Origin of the sequence: Burkholderia sp. AU31652, assembly GCF_002223155.1 — a bacterium.
Lineage (GTDB): Bacteria > Pseudomonadota > Gammaproteobacteria > Burkholderiales > Burkholderiaceae > Burkholderia.
This window is the reverse complement of the sequence record NZ_NKFG01000008.1, coordinates 167,037-189,689: the sequence shown is the minus strand read 5'-3', so window position 1 is coordinate 189,689 and position 22,653 is coordinate 167,037. Positions and strand designations below refer to the sequence as shown.

The following is a 22,653-nucleotide window of genomic DNA, read 5'->3' as shown; positions in this document are numbered from 1 at the left end:
GCGCGTGGCCGGCGCGGTGGCCCGCACCGGCCGCGCGACGGCGGCCAGCCACAACGTCATGCGTTCCACCACACGTTCTCGGCGAACGTGAAGCCCATCATCGGCCCGGTGGGGATCGAGCCGAGGCCCGCGAGCCGCTTGTCGTAGCCGTCGAGGAAGCTGATGAACGCCGGAATGCCGACCCGGCCCTGCTGCGCGACGATCACCTGCATGTCGCCGTACATCTGCTTGCGCTTCGCGTCGTCGGTTTCCGAGCGCGCGGCGAGCAACAACTGGTCGAACTTCGCGTTCTTCCAGCCCGACTCGTTCCACGGCGCATCCGACTTGAAGAACTGCGTGAACAGCACGTCGGCGCTCGAGCGCGGGTTGATGTTGCCGAACGTGAGCGGGTGCTTCATCCAGTGGTTCGACCAGTAGCCGTCGGGCGACGCGCGGTTGACCTGCAGGTTCAGCCCGATCTTCTGGCCGGCCTGCTGCAGCAGCACGGCCATTTCGATCGACCCGTTCGCGTCGGACGTCGCATAGATCGGCGGCAGCGTGGCGCCCAGCGCACCGGCCTTCTGCAGCAGGAACTTCGCCTTGTCCGGATCGTGCGGCCGCTGCGGCAGCGACGCGTTGAAGTAGCGGTGCCCCGGCGGAATCGGCTGGTCGTTGCCGATCACCGAGTAGCCGCGGAACACCGCGGTGCGGAGCTGCTCGCGATCAAACAGGTACTTCATCCCTTCGACGAAATCGGGACTCGAGACGATCGGGTTGTCGCTGCGCATGATCAGGTCGGTATAGAGGCCCGACTTGGTTTCCTTCAGCGCGTAGCCCGGCGTCGACGAGACCCGCTGCGTCGAGCGCGGATCGATCGCGTTGATCAGGTGCACGTCGCCCGACAGCAGCGCGTTCAGGCGCGCGGCGCTGTCGCTGATGCCGATCAGCTCGATCTCGTCGAGATACGGCTTGCCCGGCTTGAAGTAGCTGTCGTTGCGCACGCCGACGGTCGACACGCCCGGCTTGAACGACTTCAGCTTGTACGGGCCGCAGCCGATGCCGGTCGAGAAGTCGGTCGTGCCGTCCTTGACGATCACGAGCTGCGGCGTCGCGAGGATCACCGGCAGATCGGCGTTCGCGCTGGCGAGCGTCAACGTGACTTCGTCGGGGCCGCTCGCCTTCGCATCCGTGAACTGTTCGGCAAGCGTCTTGACCTTCGACGCGGTGGCCGGGTTCTTGTGGCGCATCAGCGAAAACACCACGTCGGCCGGGCCGACCGGCTTGCCGTCGTGGAACGTGACGCCCTTGCGCAGCTTGATGATCCAGGTCTTCGCATCGGTCGTCTGCAGCGATTCGGCGAGGTTCATCTGCGGCGTCAGGCTCGCATCGAGCTGCGTGAGGCCGCTGTAGAACATGAAGAAGCGGGTATAGTCCGCGCCCGTCGAGCCCTTGGCCGGGTCGAGCGTATCGGCCGTCGAACCGGCTTCGTTCGCGACCCGGATCTTGCCGCCGCGCTTCGGCGCGGGCGCGGCGAACGCGGCGCCGGGGGTCATCAGCAGTCCGCCGGCGCCGGCGGCCATCATGCCGCTCGCCGCCATGACCTTCATCATGTCGCGGCGCGTGAAGCCGCCCTTGCCGCCATTGTCGATATCGTCGCTCATCCGAACTGCTCCTGACTGTGGAAAGTGGGGTCTTGGGTCCAGCGTGGTTGTTCAATCCCGCCGCACCCGCGTGCTGGTGGCGGGCGCGGCGTCGTTCACATGCAATTCATTTAAGCATCGCCAAAATGCCGGTTGTCCCGATTCGGGCCGCCCTCACGATACGAATCGACCGTTTTGGGTGGCCTGCGCAGCATGATTTGCTGCGTGCACTCCGGCCGGTTTCGCCGCGCCGATCCGACGCGCATCCCGCACGCATGCGGTGCATCGGCGCAGCCGGCGCGTGCGGGTCGATGTCGGCTGATGTCGACTGATGTCGCCCCATACCGGCTGCGTGCCGATGCGCGGCGGCCCACCGCGCGCGGCAGGTGCCCGTGAAAGTTCAGAGGATTGGTCGCGGCCTCGATGCGTCGAAACGTGGAGCCCGACGGTGCGGTGCAAGGCGCGCACCCGTGTGCGCCGCTGCGGCGCCGGCCGCATGGGCGGGTTTTCCCGTCGCGCGGCCGCCCGGCAGCGGCCCGCGCGACGCACGCCGCGCAGCCGACGTACTGCTTACAGGCCAAGCTGCGTCGCCAGCTGGCCAATATCCGACACTTCGTAATAGTTGTAGAACGGCGTGCCCGGCTCGTGGCCGCGGTTCACGAACGCCTTGTGCCTGATCCCGAGATCCTCGGCCGTCATCAGGTCGTAGCGCAGGCTCGACGACACGTGCAGCACGTCCTCCGGCTTGCAGCCGAGCTTGTCGAACATGTACTCGAAGCCCTGCATGCGCGGCTTGTACGACTGCGCCTGCTGCGCGGTGAACACCGCATGGAACGGCGCGCCGAGCTTGTCGACGTTGCTCATGATCTGGTCGTCCATCGCATTCGACAGGATCACCAGCTTGTACTTCGACGCCAGCCGCGACAGCCCGGCCGGCACGTCCGGGTGCGGGCCCCAGGTCGGCACCGCGTGATAGAACAGCTCGGCCTCGGCTTCGTCGAACGTCACGCCGAGCCGCGCGCAGGTGCGACGGACCGAGTTGACGACGACGTCACGGTACGGCTTCCATGCGCCCAGCACCTCGTCGAGCCGATAGGCGGCGAACGCGCGCACGAAGGTCTCCATCGTGGCCGGCGACAGGCGGTCCGCATAGATTTCGCGCGCCGTCTCGGCCATCCGGAAATGGGTCAGCGTGCCGTAGCAGTCGAAGGTGATGTACTTCGGTTCAAACTGGATCATGGTCAGGTCCTGTCGGTGTGAAGCCCCGGCAGGGCCGGGGATGGGCTGGGTTTAACGAAATTGAATCAGGGCAAAAAGTCGTGCGCGCATCGTTCGGCGCCGCTCAAAACGCACAATCGCCGCAAGTTGCCCGGCGCATGCAGCACGATCTGCGGTGCGATCGGGCGCGGCGCGGCTGGGCGGGGCCGGCCGGTGGCCGCCGTGCTGCCGCAGCGGGCTCGCCTACCGTGCGGCCCGCCGGCAGGCGGCAGCGCCGCCGTGCATGAATCGTAGTGGCGTTCGCACAGCACGAGTGGCGGGATTGACCGGCCGCGCCGGCACGATCCGCGCGTTCGTCCGCGTCGATCGAACGGGTTTGCATCGATCTCGCGGGCGCGCCCGTCAGCGGCGGAAAACAGGCGAATCGTCCTATCCGCGCCGCACCCGCGCTGGCAGAGTGAATGCGTCATTTCCACCCATCCGGAGTCCGGCGTGTCCGACCTCAACCCTTCCCGCACGCTCACCTATCGCCCGTTCGCCGAAACCGACCTGCCTGCCGCCCATCGGCTGTCGGAGGCGGTCAAATGGCCGCACCGGCTCGAGGACTGGCGCTTCGTGCTCCAGCTCGGCGGCGGCATCGTGGCCGAAGACGAGACCGGCGTCGTGGGGACCGCGCTGGGCTGGCGCCTCGGCGAATCGCACGCGGCGCTCGGCATGGTGATCGTGTCGCCCGAGCGCGCGGGCGGCGGCATCGAGCGCGAGCTGCTCGCCCGCGCGCTCGACGGCTTCGGCACACGCACCGTGTTTCTGCATGCGATGCCGGGACGCGAGCCGCTGTACGCGGCGTTCGGCTTCGAGCCGATCGATACGATCAACCAGCATCAGGGCGCGGCGTTCCGGCCGCCGCTGATCTCGCTGCCGCCCGGCGAGCGCCTGCGCCCGCTCGGCACCAACGACGGGCCGCGCCTCGCCGCGCTCGCGTCGCGCGCGGCCGGCTACGAACGCGGCGCGGTCACCGACGCGCTGCTCGACGTCGCGAACGGCATCGCGCTCGATCGCGACGGCGAACTGCTCGGCTTCGCACTGTTCCGCCGCTTCGGCCCGGGCCACGTGATCGGCCCGGTGATCGCGCCGGATGCGCTGCGCGCGCAGGCGCTGATCAGTCACTGGCTCGCGCTGAACGAAGGGATGTTCGTGCGGGTCGACCTGCCGAGCGACAGCGGGCTGTCCGACTGGCTGGACGGGCTCGGGCTGCCGCGCGTCGATACCGTCGTCACGATGGCGCGCGGCACGACGCCCGCGCGCGACCCGGCGCTGCGCGCGTTCGCGATCGTGAGCCAGGCGCTCGGCTGAACGGGACACACGATGAGCTTTCTCTACAAGGCCGACCCGGTGCGCGGCGCGCAGTGGGCGGCACGCTTCGCGCAACAGGCGCCCGATCTGCCGTTCCGGATCTGGCCGGACCTCGGCGACGCCGCGGCCGTCCGCTATCTCGCCGCCTGGCAGCCGCCGGACGATCCGGTCGCGCTGTTGCCGAATCTCGAAGTCGTGTTCTCGGTCGGCGCCGGCATCGACCAGTTCGACCTGTCGCGCGTGCCCGCACACATTCCGGTCGTGCGGATGATCGAGCCCGGTATCGTCGAAGGGATGGTCGAGTATGTGACGCAGGCCGTGCTGACGATCCATCGCGACCTGTTCGACTATGCCGCGCAGCAGCGCGAGCAGGTGTGGCACGAGAAACCGGTGCGCGCGGCCGCGTCGCGGCGCATCGGCGTGCTCGGGCTCGGCACGCTCGGCCAGGCCGTGCTCGACACGCTGCGGCGCTTCGGTTTCCCGTGCGCCGGCTGGAGCCGCACGCCGCGCACGCTCGACGGCATCGACTGCTACGCGGGCGACGCGGCGCTCGACGCGTTCCTGGCGCGCACCGACATCCTGATCTGCCTGCTGCCACTGACCGACAGCACGCGCGGACTGCTCGGCGCACGCGTGTTCGATGCGCTGCCGGCCGGCGCGTCGCTCGTGCAAGTCGGGCGCGGCCCGCAGCTCGATGAAGCCGCGCTGCTCGCGGCGCTCGCGAGCGGCCGCCTCGACAGCGCGGTCCTCGACGTGACGGATCCCGAACCGCTGCCGGCCGGCCATCCGTTCTGGACCCATCCGCGCATCCGCATCACGCCGCACATCGCCAGCGCGACGCGGCCCGACACCGCGGTCGACGCGGTGCTCGCGAACCTCGCGCGCCATCGCGCGGGCCAGCCGATGATCGGCGTCGTCGATCGCGCGCGCGGCTACTGACGTCCATGTCCGGCCGCACGGGGCGCGCAGCAGAAAATGCCGAAGCGCCCCGCACAAACGCCGCGCGCATACGTTTCGGGCCGCAAATTGAAGACGCATCCGGATTTCTCGCCCGTTAGCATGAACTCACCGCTGACACCTGACGAGAGTCCCGCCTTCCCATGAACCAAGCCGCGCTGATCGAAGCCGATCGTCAACACCTGATCCACCCCGTCGTCAATTACCGTGCGCACGAGGCGCGCGGCGTCACCGTGCTCGAATCCGCGGACGGCGTGTTCCTGCGCGACGCCGCCGGCCACACGCTGCTCGACGCGTTTTCGGGCCTGTGGTGCGTGAACGTCGGCTACGGCCGCGACAGCATCGTGAAGGCCGCCGCCGACCAGCTGGCGAAGCTGCCTTATGCGACCGGTTATTTCCATTTCGGCTCGCAGCCGGCAATCGAACTCGCCGAACGGCTCGCCGCGCTCGCGCCGCCGTCGCTGAACCGCGTGTACTTCACGCTCGGCGGCTCGGACGCGGTCGATTCCGCGATCCGTTTCATCACGCACTATTTCAACGCGACCGGCCGCCCGTCGAAAAAGCACATGATCGCGCTGGAGCGCGGCTATCACGGCTCGTCGTCGATCGGCGCCGGCCTCACCGCGCTGCCGGCGTTCCATCGCCATTTCGACCTGCCGCGGGCCGATCAGCACCACATTCCGTCGCCCTACCCGTACCGCCATCCGCTCGGCGACGATCCGCAGGCGCTGATCGCCGCGTCGGTCGCCGCGCTCGAAGCGAAGGTCGCCGAACTCGGCGCGGACAACGTCGCCGCGTTCTTCTGCGAGCCGGTGCAAGGCTCCGGCGGCGTGATCGTGCCGCCGGTCGGCTGGCTGAAGGCGATGCGCGATGCGTGCCGGCGCCTCGGCATCCTGTTCGTCGCCGACGAGGTGATCACCGGCTTCGGCCGCACGGGCCCGCTGTTCGCCTGCGAGGCCGAACAGGTCGATCCGGACCTGATGACGGTCGCGAAGGGCCTGACGGCCGGCTATGCGCCGATGGGCGCGGTGCTCATGTCCGACGAAATCTACGAAGGGATCGCGGGCGACCGCGCCGATTCGCCGGTGGTCGGCCACGGCCATACGTATTCCGCGCATCCGGTCAGCGCGGCGATCGGCCTCGAGGTGCTGAAGCTCTATCACGAAGGCGGGCTGCTCGCGAACGGCCAGGCGATGGCGCCCCGCTTCGCGGCGGGCCTCGACGCGCTGCGCGCGCATCCGCTCGTCGGCGACTCGCGTTCGGTCGGCCTGCTCGGCGCGCTCGAACTGGTCGCCGACAAGGCGCACAAGACGCGCTTCGACCCGGTGCTGAACGTGCCGGACAAGATCGCGGCCGCCGCGTACGCGAACGGCGTGGTGTTCCGCGCGTTCGGCGACGGCGTGCTCGGCTTCGCGCCGGCGCTGAGCTTCACCGCGGGCGAGTTCGACCTGCTGTTCGAACGCGTGCGCGACACGCTCGACGACGTGCTGGCCGAATCGGGCGTGCAGCGCGCGCTCGACGCCGCGCACGCGCAGCCGGCCTGACGGGCCGAGGGAAAGCCGGGCTTGTGGCGGATATCTTTCGACTCTAAAGTAACCGGACATTCCATTTTTCCGACTCCCGACGCACGTGAACATGACGGACAGCAAGCTGGATCGCATCGACCTGCGCATCCTCTCCCAGTTGCAGAAGCGCGGCCGCATGACCAACGTCGAGCTGGCCGATGCGGTCGGGCTGTCGCCCAGTCCCTGCCTGATCCGCGTGAAGCGGCTCGAGAAGGCCGGCTACATCGGCGGCTACGGCGCGCACATCCAGCTCGAGAAACTCGGCGACGTGCAGGTCGTGTTCACCGAAGTCACGCTGGCCGACCATCGACGCGAGGATTTCGACCGCTTCGTCGCGGCGATCCGCAACGTCGACGAGATCGTCGAATGCCACCTCGCGAGCGGCGGCTACGACTATCTGCTGAAGTTCATCACGCGCAGCGTGAGCCATTACCAGACGATCGTCGAAGGGCTGCTCGAGCAGAACATCGGCATCGAGAAGTATTTCAGTTACGTGATCATCAAGTCGCCGTTCGTCAAACGGCACTACCCGCTCGAATCGCTGTTCGGCGAACGTCACTGACGCACCGCGCGCGGCACCCGCGAATACGGCAGCTTCGCTGTCCGTACGGGACAGTCGCGCGCCTGCCGCGCCGCCGTCGCCGCCGAACCGCTTCATCCAAGGACCTGTCATGCCGCTTACGCTGTCCCGAACCGAACTCGTTCGCACCGCCAACCTGATCGACGGCGCCTGGCGCGATGCGCTCGACGGCCGCCGCTTCACCGTCACCGATCCGGCCACGCTCGACACCGTTGCCCACGCACCCGACAGCGGCGCCGCAGACGCACGCGCAGCGACCGACGCGGCGGTACGCGCACTGCCCGCCTGGCGCGCGACGCCCGCTCGCGACCGCGCGGCGATCCTGCGAGCATGGCACGCGGCGATCGTCGCGCATACCGACGATCTCGCGAAGCTGATGTCGCGCGAACAGGGCAAGCCGCTCGCGGAAGCGCGCGGCGAGGTCGCGTACGGCGCGTCGTACGTGCTGTGGTTCGCCGAGGAAGCGACGCGCACGTACGGCGACATCATTCCGCAGCAGCAGCGCGGCAAGCGGCTGAGTGCGGTGAAGGAGCCGATCGGTGTCGTCGCGGCGATCACGCCGTGGAACTTCCCGCTCGCGATGATCGCGCGCAAGATCGCACCGGCGCTCGCGGCAGGCTGCACGGTCGTCGCGAAGCCGGCGGAGGACACGCCGCTCACCGCGCTCGCGCTCGCGTTCCTCGCGCAGGAAGCGGGCGTGCCGGCGGGCGTGCTGAACCTGATCACGGCGTCGCGCGAGCGCGGCATCGACGCGGCCGCCGACTGGCTCGCCGACAGCCGCGTGCGCAAGATCACGTTCACCGGCTCGACGGCCGTCGGCAAGCTGCTCGCGCGCGATTCGGCCGCGACGCTGAAGAAGCTTTCGCTCGAGTTGGGCGGCAATGCGCCGTTCATCGTGTTCGACGACGCCGAGCTCGATGCCGCGGTCGACGGGCTGATGGCGGCGAAGTTCCGCAACGGCGGGCAGACGTGCGTCTCGCCGAATCGCGTGTACGTTCAGGCCGGCGTTTACGATGCGTTCGCGCAGAAGCTCGCCGCGCGCGTCGCCGCGTTGAAGGTCGCGCCGGCGACCGACCCGGCCGCGCAGATCGGCCCGATGATCAACGCGCGTGCGGTCGACAAGATCGCGCGCCACGTCGGCGATGCCGTTGAACGCGGCGCGCGCGTGCTGACGGGCGGCAAGCGCCTGACCGAGCTCGGCGCGAACTATTACGCGCCGACGGTGCTCGCCGACGCCACCGCCGACATGCAGCTGACCTGCGAGGAAACCTTCGGCCCGATCGCCGCACTGTTTCGCTTCGATACCGAGGACGAAGCCGTCGACGCCGCGAACGACACGCCGTTCGGGCTCGCCGCGTATTTCTACACGCAGGACGTGCGGCGCATCGCGCGCGTGTCGGCACGGCTCGAAACGGGCATCGTCGGGATCAACGAAGGCGCGCTCGCAAGCGAGGCCGCGCCGTTCGGCGGCGTGAAGGAATCGGGCTATGGCCGCGAAGGTTCACGCTATGGGCTCGACGATTACCTGTCGATCAAGTATCTGTGCCAGGGCGGGCTGGACTGAGCCGGCGGACGCGCGCCGTCCGCGACGACGGCATTGCGCTGCCCGGCCGGAAAGCGCACGTTGAAACAGGAACCGATCGGTCCATATCATGCGTTCCATTCCTGAACACCGCATCGTTTGCGAAACCGATCCGGGCGAGCGCTGCGGATCGGCTGCCCACTGACTGATATCGGGCTCACTACGCGGATGGGGAGACGCCCTGCGTCGAGAAACAACCGCTTGACGCTTCACAGCGCTTGGCGTTCTCGACGTTCGTACGTCAGGTGGCCAGCCGTTTTCGACTCCTCAACTTCCGAAATGGCATCCCGGTTGCGCCGATCCTTTCCGTGAATCGATGCCAGCAACGATGCGAGGACGATCAGCCCGCCGCCGATCGATGCGAGCACGGATACACGTTCTCCAAGCCATGCACATGCGAACACGGCACCAAAAACCGGCTCGCTGCCCATCAATAGCGCGACGCGTGTCGGGGTGCTGCGACTGACCGCGTAGTTCTGCACAAAGAACGCAAACAACGTGCAGCCGACGACCAGGTAAACGACGATCATCCAAAAAGTTTCATTTCCGGCGAATGCAGGCAAGGGCTGCCATTGCGACCTCGCGACGCTCACGGCGAGCATGGCGCAGCCAAGCGACACGACGCCGGATTGCACGGCCGTCATTGCCAGTGGAGACACGGCCTGATTCTGCATGACGCGTTTCGTTGCGCACACGTTGATCGCGCGTAACAGCGCGGCAAGTACCACCAGCGCATCACCCGGTGTGAAATGGAATCGCCCTCCTCCGAGCAGAAAGGCGCCCAGAACGGAAAGTCCGGTTGCCGCCCACTCGATACCGCGCGGCATGCGTCTGAGCCATGCCCATTCAACCAGCGGCGTCATCACCACGCACAGGCTGATCAGAAACGCAGCGTTCGAGGCGGTCGTCATCCCCACACCGAACGTCTCGGCCAAGAAAATCCCGAGCAATACGCACCCGGCACCGACGATCCTGCCCCACTGAGAAAGCGACAACCCGCGTATCGACCACAGGGATGGCGACAGCAGCACGAACGTGATGCCGAAGCGCAACGCCAAAAGAGCTAACACCGGGTAGACGACCAATGCGCTTTTCACCACGGCATAGCTGGTGCCCCAGATAAAAGCCACGACAAGCAACAACAGATCGGCAGATATATTGAACCGGAAGCGCATGACGAATCTCCCACACGAAAGATCCGCATTGTCCGGCAGTGCACCGACAGTGATAATCCGGTCGAAGCGAACAAGTTTTGTGCGTCTCGCGCATAAATTGAACGGACATCCCGCCTACCTTTGCTACCCCCATGACACCGACCGAACTTCTCCCGTTGTTGCCGGATCTCGCTGCCTTCGCCCAGGTGGTCGAGGCCGGTAACTTCTCGGCAGCCGCGCGGCCGCTTGGCACGACACCTTCGACAGTCAGCCGTCAAGTGCAGCGGCTTGAACGAGCGCTGGGCGTGAGATTGTTCGAACGCTCGACCCGACGCATCCGGCTGACGGAGTCCGGCATGCAAATCTATCGTTACTGCAGGGACATGATGGAGGCAGCGTCCGGAGCCGTCGACGCGGCAAGCCAGCTGACAGCGCAGCCACGCGGCCGAGTCAGCATCGGCGCGCCGATTTCGCTAGCGAAGAGCCTGATTCACCCGAAGATTCCAGGATTCTTGCGCGCCTACCCGGAAGTAGAGGTCAAGGTCATATTTGACGACCGCGATCTGGATCCGATTCGTGATCATGTCGATCTCGTCGTGCGGCCAACCCCGAAACCGCCACAAGGCCTTGTCGCAAGACAACTCGGCACGGTACGGTGGATGCCGTGCGCCTCTCCCGGCTATCTGCGTGCACGAGGTATGCCCGTCGTTCCAGACGATCTTGCGCAGCATGATTGTCTATTTCTCGGCGATGCACCGGACGACAATCGGTGGACGTTCCGGCAAGGTAACCAAGTAGAGACCGTCGATGTCAAAGGACGCTATATCGCGAATGATGTGAGTGCACGGCGTGAGGCTGCACTGGACGATTGGGGCGTGGCAAGCCTGCCGGAGTTTGCGATAGGGGACGATCTCCGCGCCGGCACGCTGGTACACATCCTGCCCGAATGGCTATTCGAGCCGCGCGCCTACAGCGGGCCAGTCTGGCTCCTGTATCCGCCGAATCGGCTCCTTCCGCCGAAAGTTCGAGCGTTAATTGACTGGCTCGTCGAGCAGTCCGGTTGCCCACTCGACTGAGTCCGCACGCCGAAAACCCCAAGCATGTCAGCGAGCAACGCTGGCCCTGCCTTGTTTTCACGTAAAGCACGTCATGCAGCGGCGCCTAGGGTTTCCTGTCGTGCACCATCCGGAGAAATTGCCACACATCCATATTCAGCGGCTTTCCGGTTGCCAAATCGTCTTTCACGTACTGACACACGCGTTCAGCACGTTCCTGTGCGAGCTCGCCAGTATCGAACAGAATGACATCGTCTGCTTCAGGACGAACCTGAATCTCCCAGCCTTGGAAACCGGGTAAGTGGACGTACAACTCCCCGCTTCCCAACTCGGCAACCACGAAGAATTTCTTGACCAGCATTCCTTCGTCGTTTTTTGTCCGGCCGATACGGAACACTTCGTTGGCGACTTCGACTTTCACAACGTTCTGCATCATTGCAATTGTTACCGGATAAACACCCCAAAGAAGCTGGCGGGTCTATTGAGCAACACTCATCTCAAGACTCGTGATCGATTCGTGGAAGCGGCCGAAAAGTACATGCCGGCATGATTGCTGCCTTCACCCTCGACCTTCCTTAGCGCATCACCGCCGAAAAGAAGATTGCGCCGATGTAGAGCGCAATGCCGTAGTACAGGTGCGAGATCACGCCCTGGCGACGTGCCGCCCAGGGATCCGGCGTCCGCGAGCACAGGACACCCATGCCGAACGCAGGAACGACGATGAAGAACGGCACCGCGAGCGTCAGAAGACCTGCAGCGATTGCAACTGCCCACGTCGGATTGGCAATCCAGTCCGTGCCGCCACCAAGCAGGATCGGCAAGAAGCCAAACGCAGCGCCCAATGCGTAATGTGCGATCCAGCCGATCGCTTTTTCGCCCGGAATCGGAGGCGACGCGAAAATCGGCTTGTGGAAGAATTGTCCGCGTGCCATGTGCCCAATCCAGCGGCCCACGACATCAAAGCCGTAGTTCGGCAGCTTGAACGCCTTTTCGAGGAATATGGCCCACAAATCCGACAGCGCCGTGGCAATCAGACCGATAAAGACGCCTGCGATGATGATGTCACTCATGTTTTTTCTCTCAGGATTCTAGACACGAGGCGTGTCGACGCCACCTGCATCGGGTGAGGCGTTCCACGTATCAGGACGAAGCCATCATCGAAGGATCGAACGATGGCAGTTCACGTCGCTCCGCCATCGCTGAAACGCCCTGCTCGCTCGACGCCTACTGCGCGTTCAGAATCATGTTCAGCACGCGTCGCAGCGGTTCAGCCGCCCCCCAGAGCAATTGATCGCCCGTGGTCAACACGCTGTACATCCGCGGCTCGACGTTGAGGCGACGCAGTCTGCCCACACCGATCTTCAGCGATCCGCTGACGGCGGCGGGCGATAATCGATGGATCGTTTCCTCCCGGGTGTTCGGCACAAAATCGACCCACTCGTGTGCCCCGCGAATCAACCTTTCGAGACGATCGAGTTCGACGTTCTCCTTCAGCTTCAGCGTGATCGCGGCCGAGTGGCTCTGCAGCGCAGCGACGCGAACGCAGAGTCCGTCAACTCTAATCGTGCCCGGCGGCAGCCCGAGAATCTTGTTCGTCTCGACTTCGCCCTTCCATTCCTCGCGGCTCATGCCATTGCCGAGGTCGCTGTCGATCCACGGAATGATGCTGCCCGCGAGCGGCGCGCCGAACGCTTCGATCGGGTAATCGCTGGCGCGCGATGCTGCCTGTGCTTTCGCCAGCACATCGAGCACGGGCGTGGCGGGTGCGGCAAGATGGTCGTCGACCCGTCTGGCGACGGCCGACATCTGGCCGAGCAGTTCCTTCACATGCTGTGCGCCGGCGCCCGACGCCGCCTGGTACGTCATCATGCTCATCCATTCGACGAGTCCGGCGCGAAACAGTCCGGTCAGGCCGATGAGCGAGAGCGTGATCGAGCAGTTGCCGCCGATATAGTTGCGCACGCCCGCGGCGATGCCGGCCTCGATCTGCTCACGGTTGACCGGGTCCAGCACGATGATCGAGTCGTCATCCATCCGCTTCGCGGACGCCGCATCGATCCAGAAGCCGCTCCAGCCCGACGCGCGCAGTAACGGATAAACCGCCTTCGTATAGTCGCCTCCCTGACAGGTGATGACGATATCCATCTCGCCCAGTCTTTCGACCGAGTTCGCGTCGAGCAGAGCGTGCTCGACGCCAAGCGGGTCACGATACGTGCGCCCTGCAGCGGACGTGCTGAAATACGTCGGCGATATTCTGGAAAAATCGCCCTCGTCGCGCATCCGCTTCAGCAGCATCGAACCGACCATGCCGCGCCATCCCACCAATCCGACCTTCATCATTGCTTCTCCTGCTTCATTGAAATCATGTCGATCCTGTTCAACCTTGGTATTCAAGATGAATCAGCGGGTACGGCCTGCCTTGATCGTCGACGGGGGAACGGCCAATGCGCCGGAAGCCCAGGTTTTCATAAAACCCGATTGCCTGACCGTTCTGTTCATTAACGTCAGTCGTCATGTTCGGGTGAAGCGTCAAGCCGTGGCGAACCAGCGCCGCGCCAATGCCAGTCCCTCGACACGCCGGATCAACGAATAACGCCTGCATGTGCCCGTGTTCGATGAACATAAAGGCCAACGGATAATCATTGGCATCGACGGCGAGCCAAAGCGGCACTTGAGGCAAAAAGCCGCATACCATCTCGTCAATCGCGCGGCGATCCTCCGGTGACAAAAAATCATGTGTCGCATCAACTGCACGCCGCCAGATTTCCACTGCGCGCGCACCGTCTTCGGGCCGAGAGACCCTGATCTCACTCATTTTCATATTCGCAGTCGTTGAATAATTCAAAACCCGCACGACGCAGGTTTCCACTCTCGATCAACCCACGGCCACCTTGACCGGCCGCCCGTGGCAGGCCCCGATGAATATTTCGGATGACTCATTGGCTGAAACCCGCCCGTACACGCCAACCGCAACGATGGGGCGAAACCGGCCGGTTCGGGAGACGGCAGCGCTCAACGCGACGATCCCGCCATCGCGTAGCCCGCGACCGTCCTCGCGACCACTTGCCGTTACGTGACAACCTTCAAGCCCGCCCACGCATCAGCTGCATGGCGACCTCTGCCACGCGTTGCCCCAGATGGCTTGCCGTCGCCAGATCCGCTTCCGGTGGCGCGATATCGGCCGCCTGATCGACGTTGGATTGCGCCCCTGCACCGAGCCAGAATCCGAGACGGTTCAAGTCCTGATCCGAGCCGGTCGTCGAATTGTTCGCGGGCGGCAGTGCAAGGTTGACCCAGTGCATGCCGTGCTGGGCGGCAAACAGCGCAATCTGGATCAGGGTGGCAAGCTTGTCGCCGGCGTGAGCGCCCGAGTTTGTAAACCCTGCGGCGACCTTGTCTTTCCATGCGCCTTTGGCCAGGACCGCATTCGAGGTCGCCTCCTGAAAAGTCTTGAATGCTGCAGACACGCTGGCCATATAGGTGGGCGAGCCGAAGATGATGCCGTCAGCCAATGCCAGATCGTCCCAGCGAGAAGACGCCTCCTCGGTGGTCAAGAGAAGCGCTTCCGCGCCGTGAATGCGTTCTACACCGGCGCGCACCGCATCAGCCTGCCTGGCAGTGTGGCCATACATGCTGTGATAGATGATTGCGATTCGGACAGTCGACATACCTGCTATTCCTTTGGACGTACGGCCGAAGCCGATGGCTCGCGACGGGCAAGCATTACCCCTGGGGCCGGCCAGCAGGCAGGCCCCATCGGGAAGAAAACAGAGCGTTGATGTTCAGTCGCCGGAACTAGCCGATGAGCTGATCCAGTTTGTCCAGAAAGCGCGGCCAGGCCGCGCCGAGGCGCACGTAGCTGAGTGCCGTCGGAGACGGAAAACCCGACTGCTCCATGTGCAGCAAGGTGCCGCCCTCATGTGGCGTCAAGGTCCAGGTGACGATCGTCTTCAGACCGCTCGCGGATTCCGTGCCATCGCCCCAGCGATAGCTGAGCAGCCGTTCCGGCTCCACCGCGATGACCTGGCAATTCGTGATACCCGACCATCCGGGCAACGGCTGCGCGCGCAGCGTAAAGCGGTGACCGACCTCAGGCACAAAGTCGTTGGCCATCAGCCACTCCTCGATCAACCACGATTGCGTGAGCGCGCGCCACACCTTGTCGGGCGGATGCCGAAGATTCCGCTCCACGACCAGGCTGTGCGATTCTCGCGATGCCGTCATGTGTCTATCCGGTCCAGCAAGTCCGACAACGCGTCGATTCGATCCCGCCAGAAGACGCCGTAGACACCGATCCAGTCGACCAAGGGCGCGAGTCCCTCCGGTCGGGCACGGTAATAGGTTTCTCGTCCTTCCGGGCGCCCTTCCACCAACCCGGCCTGTCGCAAGACGGCCAGATGCTTGGACACGGCGGGCTGCGATACGCCCGCATGCGCGGTCAATCGTCCGACGGTCTGCCCGCCTTCATGCGAAAGCCGTTGAAAGATTGCCCGGCGGGTCGGTTCGCCCAACGCGGCGAACAGGTCGTTGGCAGTAGGGTCCAATGCATAGCTCAAAAGTTATGAATCTCAATGATAACCGTAGAGTTATGGATTTTCAACCCTGCCGCCCGATGTTTGAGCGGGCAATCGGGGCGTAGTGGCAATGTTCTCGAGCGTTGATCCCGATGCCGGGATCGGCATGCGACAGTGAATGGCCGTTCCGGGGCGACGCGAACGGCGCTGAACGCGCCGTTGCGGTCGGTGCGATGCACTCGTTGTGATGCACGGAAGCCCAGCGATCGCACTCAAAGCGTATAGACATCCACTGACGCCAAGTTCACCGATCATTCGATTGATTGCAGGCGGCCGGACCGACCGTCGTTAGCTGAATCGACGGCGTTGCACCGGTGTGCAATCGTCATCCAGGGCCCAGTGGGTGGTGCGCGGCAGTATCTGTGTGCCGCCTACCCATCGCGGTACGTCGCAATGATCCTGCCAATTCGCGTTTGCTTGCAGCACCTGCTCGCCAAGCGGCGTCAGGCCAACGATGCACCTTTCGCGCTCGGGATGGTCGTCATGGATCTTGATCAGCGGACGGTCGCCTTCTGCCAGCGGGCGCATCATCGCATGGAACATTGCGTCACCGAGGAACGGCAGCGGATCGCGACACAGGTTCAACTCGGCGAACACCTGCGACAACGCAAGCCCGTCACCGTCGCGAATGATCTCCAAGGCGAGTCTTTCCGTCAGACCGAGGCCATCACGTACCGATGGCAATTCCTGCAACTGGCGTTTCAGTGCCGGGGCCAACAGCGGAAGGCTGGGACTCGCCTCTTTGCAAAGCGCGGCCCAGGCAAGTGGAGTCGCATCGCGATAGGCGTCCCAAGCCTCGCGAGCGAGCGAGAACACGTCGTCAGTCAGCTCACGACGGCGTGGCCAAAGCCACGCAAGCACCTGCGGCGTCAATTGCCCCATGCCGACGAATCGATCGACGCCCGGCACGCTGTCGACCTCGACCAACTCCAGCGATTGCGGCCGTCCCGTCATGTTGGCAAGCACAGCTATCAGGAAAAGCTGATCGTAAGCATCCGCTTCGCACCACAGTACGGCGTGCCTGGCCCGGGACAGCTGCGACAACGCGCCATACTCGGTTAGCGCGCGCCGTCGAACCGTCGCCAGCGGGATGCCGAAACACTGGCTGATGAATTCGCAACGCGTGTCGATGAATGCTTCCGGCTCCAACCTGGGAACGGGTCCCATGCAGTACGGATCGGCGAACACGTGGAATTCCCCCCGAAACCCGGCCACGCCCAGACCATGCGCGATGTCGTTGCCACAACGCCAGTGCTGGGTATCAGCCGTGTCATTGGCGGCAAATTCCGGATGCCGTGCGGCGAACTCGATGGCATCCGCATGAGACTTGAGTTTCGGCCAGCTGGCAAATCCCAGTTCGCGAGCGATCAGCCATTGAGCGTCAGCAAGCACGGGGGAAGCCGCACGACGCAAATTTTCGCCTGGTCCGCCAACCGGAATTCCCGCCTGGAGCTGCTTGAGAAGTTGCTTGGCACGCTTGCGCTGCCGAACGAGGTCGATGTGACCGTTTTGCGCCGTGGCGCGAGGATCTTGAGGCATACGATCTCCAAAGGCAGCCGTATCCGCTTGTCGGCTGGGAGTCGCATGAATATGCGGTGAGACGGTCGACCTGGGTGTGAACCCTTTCCGCGGAATGGAGGCGCGGTGATACGCCGCTGCTGACTGTATCACAAGCACAAACAAGTTGCCGCATCGTCGCCCGATCGATGTCGCGCGAATCGACCGGGGAGCTGCCCCGAGGGACGCTCGGCGACTTCGTTGGCGAGGCATGCGATTGATCGGCCGATGAAAAAGAAAAGAAAAACTGTAGCGCGGGTACTGCCAGGTTGTTGCGAGGCCGGCAAATATCAGAGCCCCTCCAATTAACTTCACCTCCATACCATTTCAATCAGTCGAATCAGACTTCGGCAACCCGTGAAACTCGAATATCCTTCGGTAAATTTCCTCAACGGTATCACGCTTTTTTTCGTTGTAAGATTGAACATTATCAACGCGATTTTTCGCCAGCGCTTTCGTCAGTGCGTAGTGCTGTCGATCTTCAGGGTGTGAGCAAAGCCAGTCCCGAAAGAGAATGTGACGAACATGCTCCGGGCAATTCGGGCCAAACACATGCAGATTCACGCGCGGCGAATCCAGACGAAGCATCCGATGCTAATACCACGACAGTTCACGAACCGTGAGCGTATAACCCATCGCCTCCAGCACGGGCACATACAACGCTTCCGCGTGCGGATTCTCGACTATCAAATCGATGTCGATGACTGGTTTCGCGGCGAGCCCAGGTACGGCAGTGGAACCAACATGCTCGATGTTCAAAAAATTTCCCGCCAGAGCGGTTTCAATGTCAGCTTTCAGCGCAAGAAATAATTCCGGCCACTTCGAATCATATGGTACTACCTCGATCGACTCGATCTTTGGTACGCCCCAAACCCACGGATTCTCATTCGGGTCGCCGGTCTCAAATACAGTTATCTCATCCGATAACAGCCGCGAACTATTGCTGCCTACCATATCGATCACCCTCTTCAATTTTCCGAATTGGCTATTGTCGCATCACTCACCCCCGGACAATCCCTCCGCACACAAAACCGCACAATTTTCGATATACCCAGAGGACAAACGCTGCACATAAAGCATAAAAAACACAATTACCGGATAAAACCCAATTAGATCTTTTGTGAAATATTGAACATCGCCCCAGCCAGATCATTGATGGCTAATTTTATGGCGAACGCCGCAGGGAAAGAACATGAAATGCTCCAGCAAGCATTTCCGCCACTCTGCAACCATATTGGCATTTAGGCTGCAAAAACCCCGTGCTAACATCCGCTCGATGTTACCGGTACCAATCCGGTGCGCAACAATGAACGAGGCCCCTTCGGAGACAGCCCGCCATGTCACAGCCCCCTCGCCGCCTGCGCAGCCAGGAATGGTTCGACGATCCCGCGCATGCCGACATGACCGCGCTCTATGTCGAGCGCTTCATGAACTACGGGTTGACGCGCGAGGAGTTGCAGTCGGGCCGCCCCGTGATCGGCATTGCGCAGACGGGCAGCGACCTCGCGCCGTGCAACCGCCACCACATCGAACTGGCCGAGCGCACGAAGGCGGGCATCCGCGACGCGGGCGGCATTCCGATGGAATTCCCCGTGCATCCGCTGGCCGAGCAAAGCCGCCGGCCGACCGCCGCGCTCGACCGCAACCTGGCCTACCTCGGGCTGGTGGAAGTGCTGCACGGCTTTCCGCTGGACGGCGTGGTGCTGACGACCGGTTGCGACAAGACCACCCCCGCCTGCCTGATGGCGGCCGCGACCGTCGACCTGCCGGCGATCGTGCTGTCGGGCGGGCCGATGCTCGACGGCTGGCACGACGGCAAGCGCGTCGGCTCGGGCACGGTGATCTGGCATGCGCGCAACCTGCTCGCCGCCGGCGAGATCGACTACGAAGGCTTCATGCGGCTGACCACGGCCTCGTCGCCGTCGATCGGCCATTGCAACACCATGGGCACCGCGCTGTCGATGAACAGCCTGGCCGAGGCGCTCGGCATGTCGTTGCCGGGCTGCGCAAGCATCCCCGCCGCGTACCGCGAGCGCGGCCAGATGGCGTACGCCACCGGCAAGCGCGCGGTCGAGCTCGTGCGCGAAGACGTGCGCCCGTCGGCGATCATGACGCGCGCGGCGTTCGAGAATGCGATCGTCGTCGCGTCCGCGCTCGGCGCCTCGACCAACTGCCCGCCGCACCTGATCGCGATCGCGCGCCACATGGGCGTCGAACTGAGCCTGGACGACTGGCAGCGCCTCGGCGAGTCCGTGCCGCTGCTGGTCAACTGCATGCCGGCCGGCGAATACCTCGGGGAGAGCTTCCACCGCGCCGGCGGTGTGCCTGCGGTGCTGCGCCAGCTCGATGCGGCCGGCCTGCTGCGGCGCGACTGCGTGACCGTGTCCGGCCGCGCGATCGGCGAGATCGCCGACACCGCGCCCGACGCCGACCGCGACGTGATCCGCACGCCCGACGCGCCACTCAAGCATGGCGCCGGCTTCATGGTGCTGTCGGGCAACTTCTTCGACAGCGCGATCATGAAGATGTCGGTGGTCGGTGAAGCGTTCCGCCGGACCTATCTGGCCGAGCCGGGCGCGGAGAACACGTTCGAGGCCCGCGCGATCGTGTTCGAAGGCCCCGAGGACTACCACGCGCGCATCAACGATCCCGCGCTGAACATCGACGAGCGCTGCATCCTCGTGATTCGCGGCTGCGGCACGGTCGGCTATCCGGGCAGCGCGGAAGTCGTCAACATGGCGCCGCCGGCCGAACTCGTGAAGCGCGGCGTGAGCTCGCTGCCCTGCCTGGGCGACGGGCGCCAGAGCGGCACGTCGGCCAGCCCGTCGATCCTGAACGTGTCGCCCGAGGCGGCGGTCGGCGGCGGCCTCGTGCTGCTGCGCACGAACGACCGCATTCGCGTGGACCTGAATCGCCGCAGCGTCGACGTGCTCGTGGACGAGGATGAACTCGCGCGCCGCCGCGAGACGGCAAGCTGCACGGTGCCGCAGGCGCAAACGCCGTGGCAGGCACTCTATCGCCAGTTCGTCGGCCAGTTGTCCACCGGCGGCTGCCTCGAACCGGCCACGCTGTACCTGAAGGTGATCGAGCAGCGCGGCAACCCGCGCCATTCGCACTGACCCTCCCTGCCCACGACCCTTGCCGAGCCGACCATGCGTACTCTTTCCGTTTCCGACTGCCTGCCGCACGACCTGGCGCAAGCGCTGCTGATCGGCCGTGTGTGGCGGCACGACGGCGCCCATGCGGGCCCGAGCGTCGTTGCCGTGCGCGACGGCGAAGTGATCGACATCACGCGCACCGTACCGACCACCGCGGACCTGTTCGACCGCCCCGACGCCGCCGCCCTCGCCCGCACGGCGCCCGGCGAATCGCTCGGCCGCGTCGAGCCGCTGCTGCAGGCGGCGCTCGACGGCACGCGCGGCGCGACCCACCTGCTCGCGCCGTGCGACGTGCAGGCCATCAAGGCCTGCGGCGTGACCTTCGCCGTCAGCCTGATCGAGCGCGTGATCGAGGAACAGGCCGGCGGCGACCCGGTGAAAGCAGCGGACGTGCGCGCGACCACGCGGCCACCATCGGCACCGATCTGTCGAAAATCGTGCCGGGCTCGGACGCCGCGATGCGGCTGAAGGCGGAACTCGAGCGCCGCGGCGCGTGGTCGCAATACATGGAAGTCGGCATCGGCCCTGATGCCGAGGTGTTCTCGAAGGCGCAGCCGATGTCGGCGGTGGGCTTCGGCGCGGACGTGGGGCTGCTGCCGGTATCGGTATGGAACAACCCCGAGCCGGAGATCGTGCTCGCGGTTTCCAGCGACGGCAGGCCGGTGGGCGCGACGCTCGGCAACGACGTGAACCTGCGCGACATCGAAGGCCGCTCGGCGCTGCTGCTCGGCAAATGCAAGGATAACAACGGCTCGTGCGCGATCGGCCCGTTCGTGCGGCTGTTCGACGACGGCTTCACGCTGGACGACGTACGGCAGGCCAGCGTGTCGCTGCGCGTCGAAGGCGCGGACGACGGCTTCGTCCTCGACGGCATCAGCCACATGCGCGAGATCAGCCGCGACCCGGCCGACCTCGTCGCGCAAACCTGCGGCGCGCATCACCAGTATCCGGACGGCTTCATGCTGTTCCTCGGCACGATGTTCTCGCCGATCCAGGACCGCGACGCGCCCGGCGGCGGATTCACGCATCACCTGGGCGACCGCGTCACCGTCTCCACGCCCGCACTCGGCGCACTCGTCAACACCGTGCGGCTGTGCACCGAGATCGCGCCGTGGACCTTCGGCGTGCGCGCGCTGTATGCCAATCTGGCCGCGCGCGACCTGCTTGCGCCGTAAGGCCCGGGGCCGCGACGCCCCACTCGACATCGACGCACGGTGGATCGACGGCTAGGCCGCCCCTCACGCACGCGGTTGCGATCAAGGGTTGCGCGGATGCGTGCCGCGCCGATACGGTCGGCCCGGCGAAATCATGCAAAATACGCCCCATCTGAGATGCGGAGACGCGCCCGTGGGGATCAACTTCGACTTGAACGACTTGCAGGCGTTTCGCGCGGTCGTGGAAACGGGCAGCTTCCGAAAGGCCGCGGAATCGGTCAGCATTTCCCAGCCCGCGTTGAGTCGCCGGATCGACAAGCTCGAGGAAGCGCTCGGCGTGCGCCTCTTCGAGCGCACCACGCGTCGCGTCGCGCTCACCACGGTCGGCCGCGTGTTCGCGCAGAGCGCCGAACAGCTGCTCGACGATCTCGACGCGGCCCTGCTCGGCATTCGCGACGTGTCGTCGAGCCGCCTGGGCCACGTGACCATTGCGTGCGTGCCCTCGGTGGCCTACTACTTTCTGCCGGCCATCATCGCGCGCTATCATCAGCGCTTTCCGCGCATCCGGGTCAAGCTGCTGGACGCGAGCGCGAACGAGGTGCTGGGCGCCGTCATCAGCGGCGAAGCCGATTTCGGCGTGAGCTTCATGGGCAGCCAGGAAGCCGAGATCGAGTTCAAGATGCTGCTCCAGGAGCGCTTCGTCGCCGCCTGCCGCCGCGACCATCCGCTCGCGCGCAAGAAGCGCGTGACCTGGAACGAACTGTACGAGCACGATTACGTGTCGGTGGACAAGACTTCCGGGAACCGCCTGTTGCTCGACCAGGCGCTCGCCGCCGTGGCGCCGCGTGGGCCGAGCGTGTGCGAAGCGCGCCACGTGACGACCCTGCTCGGCTTGATCGAGGCGGGGCTCGGCGTCGCCGCGGTGCCCTCGATGGCGATGCCCGGGCACGACCACCCCATTCTCACGAGCGTGCCGCTCGTCGAGCCGGTCGTCAAACGGCGCGTAGGCATCGTCAAGCGGCGCGGACGGCCGCTCACGCCGGCCGCCGAAGCATTTCACCGGATGATCGTCGACGCGAAGCGTGACGGCATCGCAAGCAGCGATGCATCGGTGTGACAACGACACA

The 22,653-nt window shown here is 64.8% G+C and carries 19 protein-coding genes and 2 pseudogenes; 9 read left to right on the top strand and 12 right to left on the bottom strand.

Annotated features, from left to right (window positions below; genetic code table 11):
• Window positions 1-56 precede the first annotated feature (56 nt).
• Window positions 57-1,640 (bottom strand): ABC transporter substrate-binding protein, encoded by a 1,584-nt coding sequence (locus tag CFB40_RS36600; protein ID WP_089429372.1) that lies wholly within the window; start codon window positions 1,638-1,640, stop codon window positions 57-59.
• Between the two features lie 549 nt (window positions 1,641-2,189).
• Window positions 2,190-2,858, bottom strand: a complete 669-nt coding sequence (locus tag CFB40_RS36595) for a haloacid dehalogenase type II (protein ID WP_089434153.1) — start codon at window positions 2,856-2,858, stop codon at window positions 2,190-2,192.
• A gap of 471 nt (window positions 2,859-3,329) precedes the next feature.
• Here CFB40_RS36595 and CFB40_RS36585 point away from each other — a divergent pair, with 471 nt between their 5' ends.
• From CFB40_RS36585 to CFB40_RS36565, 5 genes are all read left to right on the top strand, one after another.
• The gene (locus CFB40_RS36585) at window positions 3,330-4,190 is read left to right on the top strand and encodes a GNAT family N-acetyltransferase (protein WP_089434152.1); all 861 of its coding nucleotides are present in this window, start codon (window positions 3,330-3,332) and stop codon (window positions 4,188-4,190) included.
• Window positions 4,191-4,202: 12 nt separating this feature from the next.
• On the top strand, window positions 4,203-5,129 hold the full coding sequence (locus CFB40_RS36580; protein WP_089434151.1) for a 2-hydroxyacid dehydrogenase: 927 nt from the start codon (window positions 4,203-4,205) through the stop codon (window positions 5,127-5,129).
• Window positions 5,130-5,290: 161 nt separating this feature from the next.
• Window positions 5,291-6,691 (top strand): aspartate aminotransferase family protein, encoded by a 1,401-nt coding sequence (locus tag CFB40_RS36575; protein WP_089434150.1) that lies wholly within the window; start codon window positions 5,291-5,293, stop codon window positions 6,689-6,691.
• Window positions 6,692-6,782: 91 nt separating this feature from the next.
• Window positions 6,783-7,274, top strand: a complete 492-nt coding sequence (locus tag CFB40_RS36570) for an Lrp/AsnC family transcriptional regulator (RefSeq protein WP_006749694.1) — start codon at window positions 6,783-6,785, stop codon at window positions 7,272-7,274.
• Window positions 7,275-7,383: 109 nt separating this feature from the next.
• Window positions 7,384-8,856: an NAD-dependent succinate-semialdehyde dehydrogenase gene (locus tag CFB40_RS36565; protein ID WP_089434149.1), complete on the top strand. Its 1,473-nt coding sequence runs from the start codon at window positions 7,384-7,386 to the stop codon at window positions 8,854-8,856.
• 227 nt (window positions 8,857-9,083) lie between these two features.
• Here the strand turns inward: CFB40_RS36565 and CFB40_RS36560 are convergent, their stop codons facing one another.
• On the bottom strand, window positions 9,084-10,049 hold the full coding sequence (locus tag CFB40_RS36560) for a DMT family transporter (protein ID WP_089429365.1): 966 nt from the start codon (window positions 10,047-10,049) through the stop codon (window positions 9,084-9,086).
• Between the two features lie 131 nt (window positions 10,050-10,180).
• On the opposite strand from CFB40_RS36560, the gene CFB40_RS36555 reads away from it, so the two are divergent.
• Entirely contained in the window at window positions 10,181-11,104 is a 924-nt protein-coding gene (locus tag CFB40_RS36555; protein ID WP_089429364.1) for a LysR family transcriptional regulator, read from the top strand.
• An 85-nt stretch (window positions 11,105-11,189) separates the two neighbouring features.
• Here CFB40_RS36555 and CFB40_RS36550 read toward each other — a convergent pair whose 3' ends face one another.
• The 9 genes and pseudogenes from CFB40_RS36550 to CFB40_RS36510 form a co-directional block, all read right to left on the bottom strand.
• The gene (locus CFB40_RS36550; RefSeq protein WP_089429363.1) at window positions 11,190-11,519 is read right to left on the bottom strand and encodes a hypothetical protein; all 330 of its coding nucleotides are present in this window, start codon (window positions 11,517-11,519) and stop codon (window positions 11,190-11,192) included.
• A gap of 139 nt (window positions 11,520-11,658) precedes the next feature.
• Window positions 11,659-12,153 (bottom strand): DUF2938 family protein, encoded by a 495-nt coding sequence (locus CFB40_RS36545; protein ID WP_089429362.1) that lies wholly within the window; start codon window positions 12,151-12,153, stop codon window positions 11,659-11,661.
• Between the two features lie 154 nt (window positions 12,154-12,307).
• The gene (gene asd, locus CFB40_RS36540) at window positions 12,308-13,420 is read right to left on the bottom strand and encodes an aspartate-semialdehyde dehydrogenase (protein ID WP_217481516.1); all 1,113 of its coding nucleotides are present in this window, start codon (window positions 13,418-13,420) and stop codon (window positions 12,308-12,310) included.
• Between the two features lie 40 nt (window positions 13,421-13,460).
• A complete protein-coding gene (locus CFB40_RS36535; protein WP_089430089.1) occupies window positions 13,461-13,898 on the bottom strand; it encodes an acetyltransferase in 438 nt (145 codons plus the stop codon).
• Between the two features lie 268 nt (window positions 13,899-14,166).
• On the bottom strand, window positions 14,167-14,751 hold the full coding sequence (locus CFB40_RS36530) for a flavodoxin family protein (RefSeq protein WP_089429360.1): 585 nt from the start codon (window positions 14,749-14,751) through the stop codon (window positions 14,167-14,169).
• Window positions 14,752-14,878: 127 nt separating this feature from the next.
• Window positions 14,879-15,307, bottom strand: coding sequence for an SRPBCC family protein (locus CFB40_RS36525; RefSeq protein WP_089429359.1), 429 nt, complete (start codon window positions 15,305-15,307; stop codon window positions 14,879-14,881).
• Entirely contained in the window at window positions 15,304-15,627 is a 324-nt protein-coding gene (locus CFB40_RS36520; protein WP_089434148.1) for an ArsR/SmtB family transcription factor, read from the bottom strand. Before CFB40_RS36520 ends, CFB40_RS36525 begins: the two co-directional genes overlap by 4 nt.
• Window positions 15,628-15,945: 318 nt before the next feature.
• The gene (locus CFB40_RS36515; protein WP_089434147.1) at window positions 15,946-17,196 is read right to left on the bottom strand and encodes a DUF1835 domain-containing protein; all 1,251 of its coding nucleotides are present in this window, start codon (window positions 17,194-17,196) and stop codon (window positions 15,946-15,948) included.
• A gap of 345 nt (window positions 17,197-17,541) precedes the next feature.
• Window positions 17,542-18,168, bottom strand: a pseudogene (locus CFB40_RS36510) (GrpB family protein).
• Window positions 18,169-18,551: 383 nt separating this feature from the next.
• Here CFB40_RS36510 and CFB40_RS36505 point away from each other — a divergent pair.
• The 3 genes and pseudogenes from CFB40_RS36505 to CFB40_RS36495 all read left to right on the top strand — a co-directional run bounded on the left by CFB40_RS36505 (window position 18,552) and on the right by CFB40_RS36495 (window position 22,643).
• Window positions 18,552-20,333: an IlvD/Edd family dehydratase gene (locus CFB40_RS36505; protein WP_089434146.1), complete on the top strand. Its 1,782-nt coding sequence runs from the start codon at window positions 18,552-18,554 to the stop codon at window positions 20,331-20,333.
• A 33-nt stretch (window positions 20,334-20,366) separates the two neighbouring features.
• A pseudogene (locus tag CFB40_RS36500) lies at window positions 20,367-21,547 on the top strand (fumarylacetoacetate hydrolase family protein).
• A 172-nt stretch (window positions 21,548-21,719) separates the two neighbouring features.
• On the top strand, window positions 21,720-22,643 hold the full coding sequence (locus tag CFB40_RS36495; RefSeq protein WP_089430088.1) for a LysR family transcriptional regulator: 924 nt from the start codon (window positions 21,720-21,722) through the stop codon (window positions 22,641-22,643).
• Window positions 22,644-22,653: the final 10 nt, after the last annotated feature.

Bases quoted from the DNA above. Each gene is read 5' to 3' on its own strand.
- asd (WP_217481516.1), bottom strand. From the start codon at position 13,420: ATGAAGGTCGGATTGGTGGGATGGCGCGGCATGGTCGGTTCGATGCTG.
- CFB40_RS36530 (WP_089429360.1), bottom strand. From the start codon at position 14,751: ATGTCGACTGTCCGAATCGCAATCATCTATCACAGCATGTATGGCCAC.
- CFB40_RS36580 (WP_089434151.1), top strand. From the start codon at position 4,203: ATGAGCTTTCTCTACAAGGCCGACCCGGTGCGCGGCGCGCAGTGGGCG.
- CFB40_RS36570 (WP_006749694.1), top strand. From the start codon at position 6,783: ATGACGGACAGCAAGCTGGATCGCATCGACCTGCGCATCCTCTCCCAG.
- CFB40_RS36555 (WP_089429364.1), top strand. From the start codon at position 10,181: ATGACACCGACCGAACTTCTCCCGTTGTTGCCGGATCTCGCTGCCTTC.
- CFB40_RS36525 (WP_089429359.1), bottom strand. From the start codon at position 15,307: ATGACGGCATCGCGAGAATCGCACAGCCTGGTCGTGGAGCGGAATCTT.
- CFB40_RS36595 (WP_089434153.1), bottom strand. From the start codon at position 2,858: ATGATCCAGTTTGAACCGAAGTACATCACCTTCGACTGCTACGGCACG.
- CFB40_RS36545 (WP_089429362.1), bottom strand. From the start codon at position 12,153: ATGAGTGACATCATCATCGCAGGCGTCTTTATCGGTCTGATTGCCACG.
- CFB40_RS36550 (WP_089429363.1), bottom strand. From the start codon at position 11,519: ATGATGCAGAACGTTGTGAAAGTCGAAGTCGCCAACGAAGTGTTCCGT.
- CFB40_RS36505 (WP_089434146.1), top strand. From the start codon at position 18,552: ATGTCACAGCCCCCTCGCCGCCTGCGCAGCCAGGAATGGTTCGACGAT.
- CFB40_RS36535 (WP_089430089.1), bottom strand. From the start codon at position 13,898: ATGAGTGAGATCAGGGTCTCTCGGCCCGAAGACGGTGCGCGCGCAGTG.
- CFB40_RS36515 (WP_089434147.1), bottom strand. From the start codon at position 17,196: ATGCCTCAAGATCCTCGCGCCACGGCGCAAAACGGTCACATCGACCTC.
- CFB40_RS36560 (WP_089429365.1), bottom strand. From the start codon at position 10,049: ATGCGCTTCCGGTTCAATATATCTGCCGATCTGTTGTTGCTTGTCGTG.
- CFB40_RS36600 (WP_089429372.1), bottom strand. From the start codon at position 1,640: ATGAGCGACGATATCGACAATGGCGGCAAGGGCGGCTTCACGCGCCGC.
- CFB40_RS36565 (WP_089434149.1), top strand. From the start codon at position 7,384: ATGCCGCTTACGCTGTCCCGAACCGAACTCGTTCGCACCGCCAACCTG.
- CFB40_RS36575 (WP_089434150.1), top strand. From the start codon at position 5,291: ATGAACCAAGCCGCGCTGATCGAAGCCGATCGTCAACACCTGATCCAC.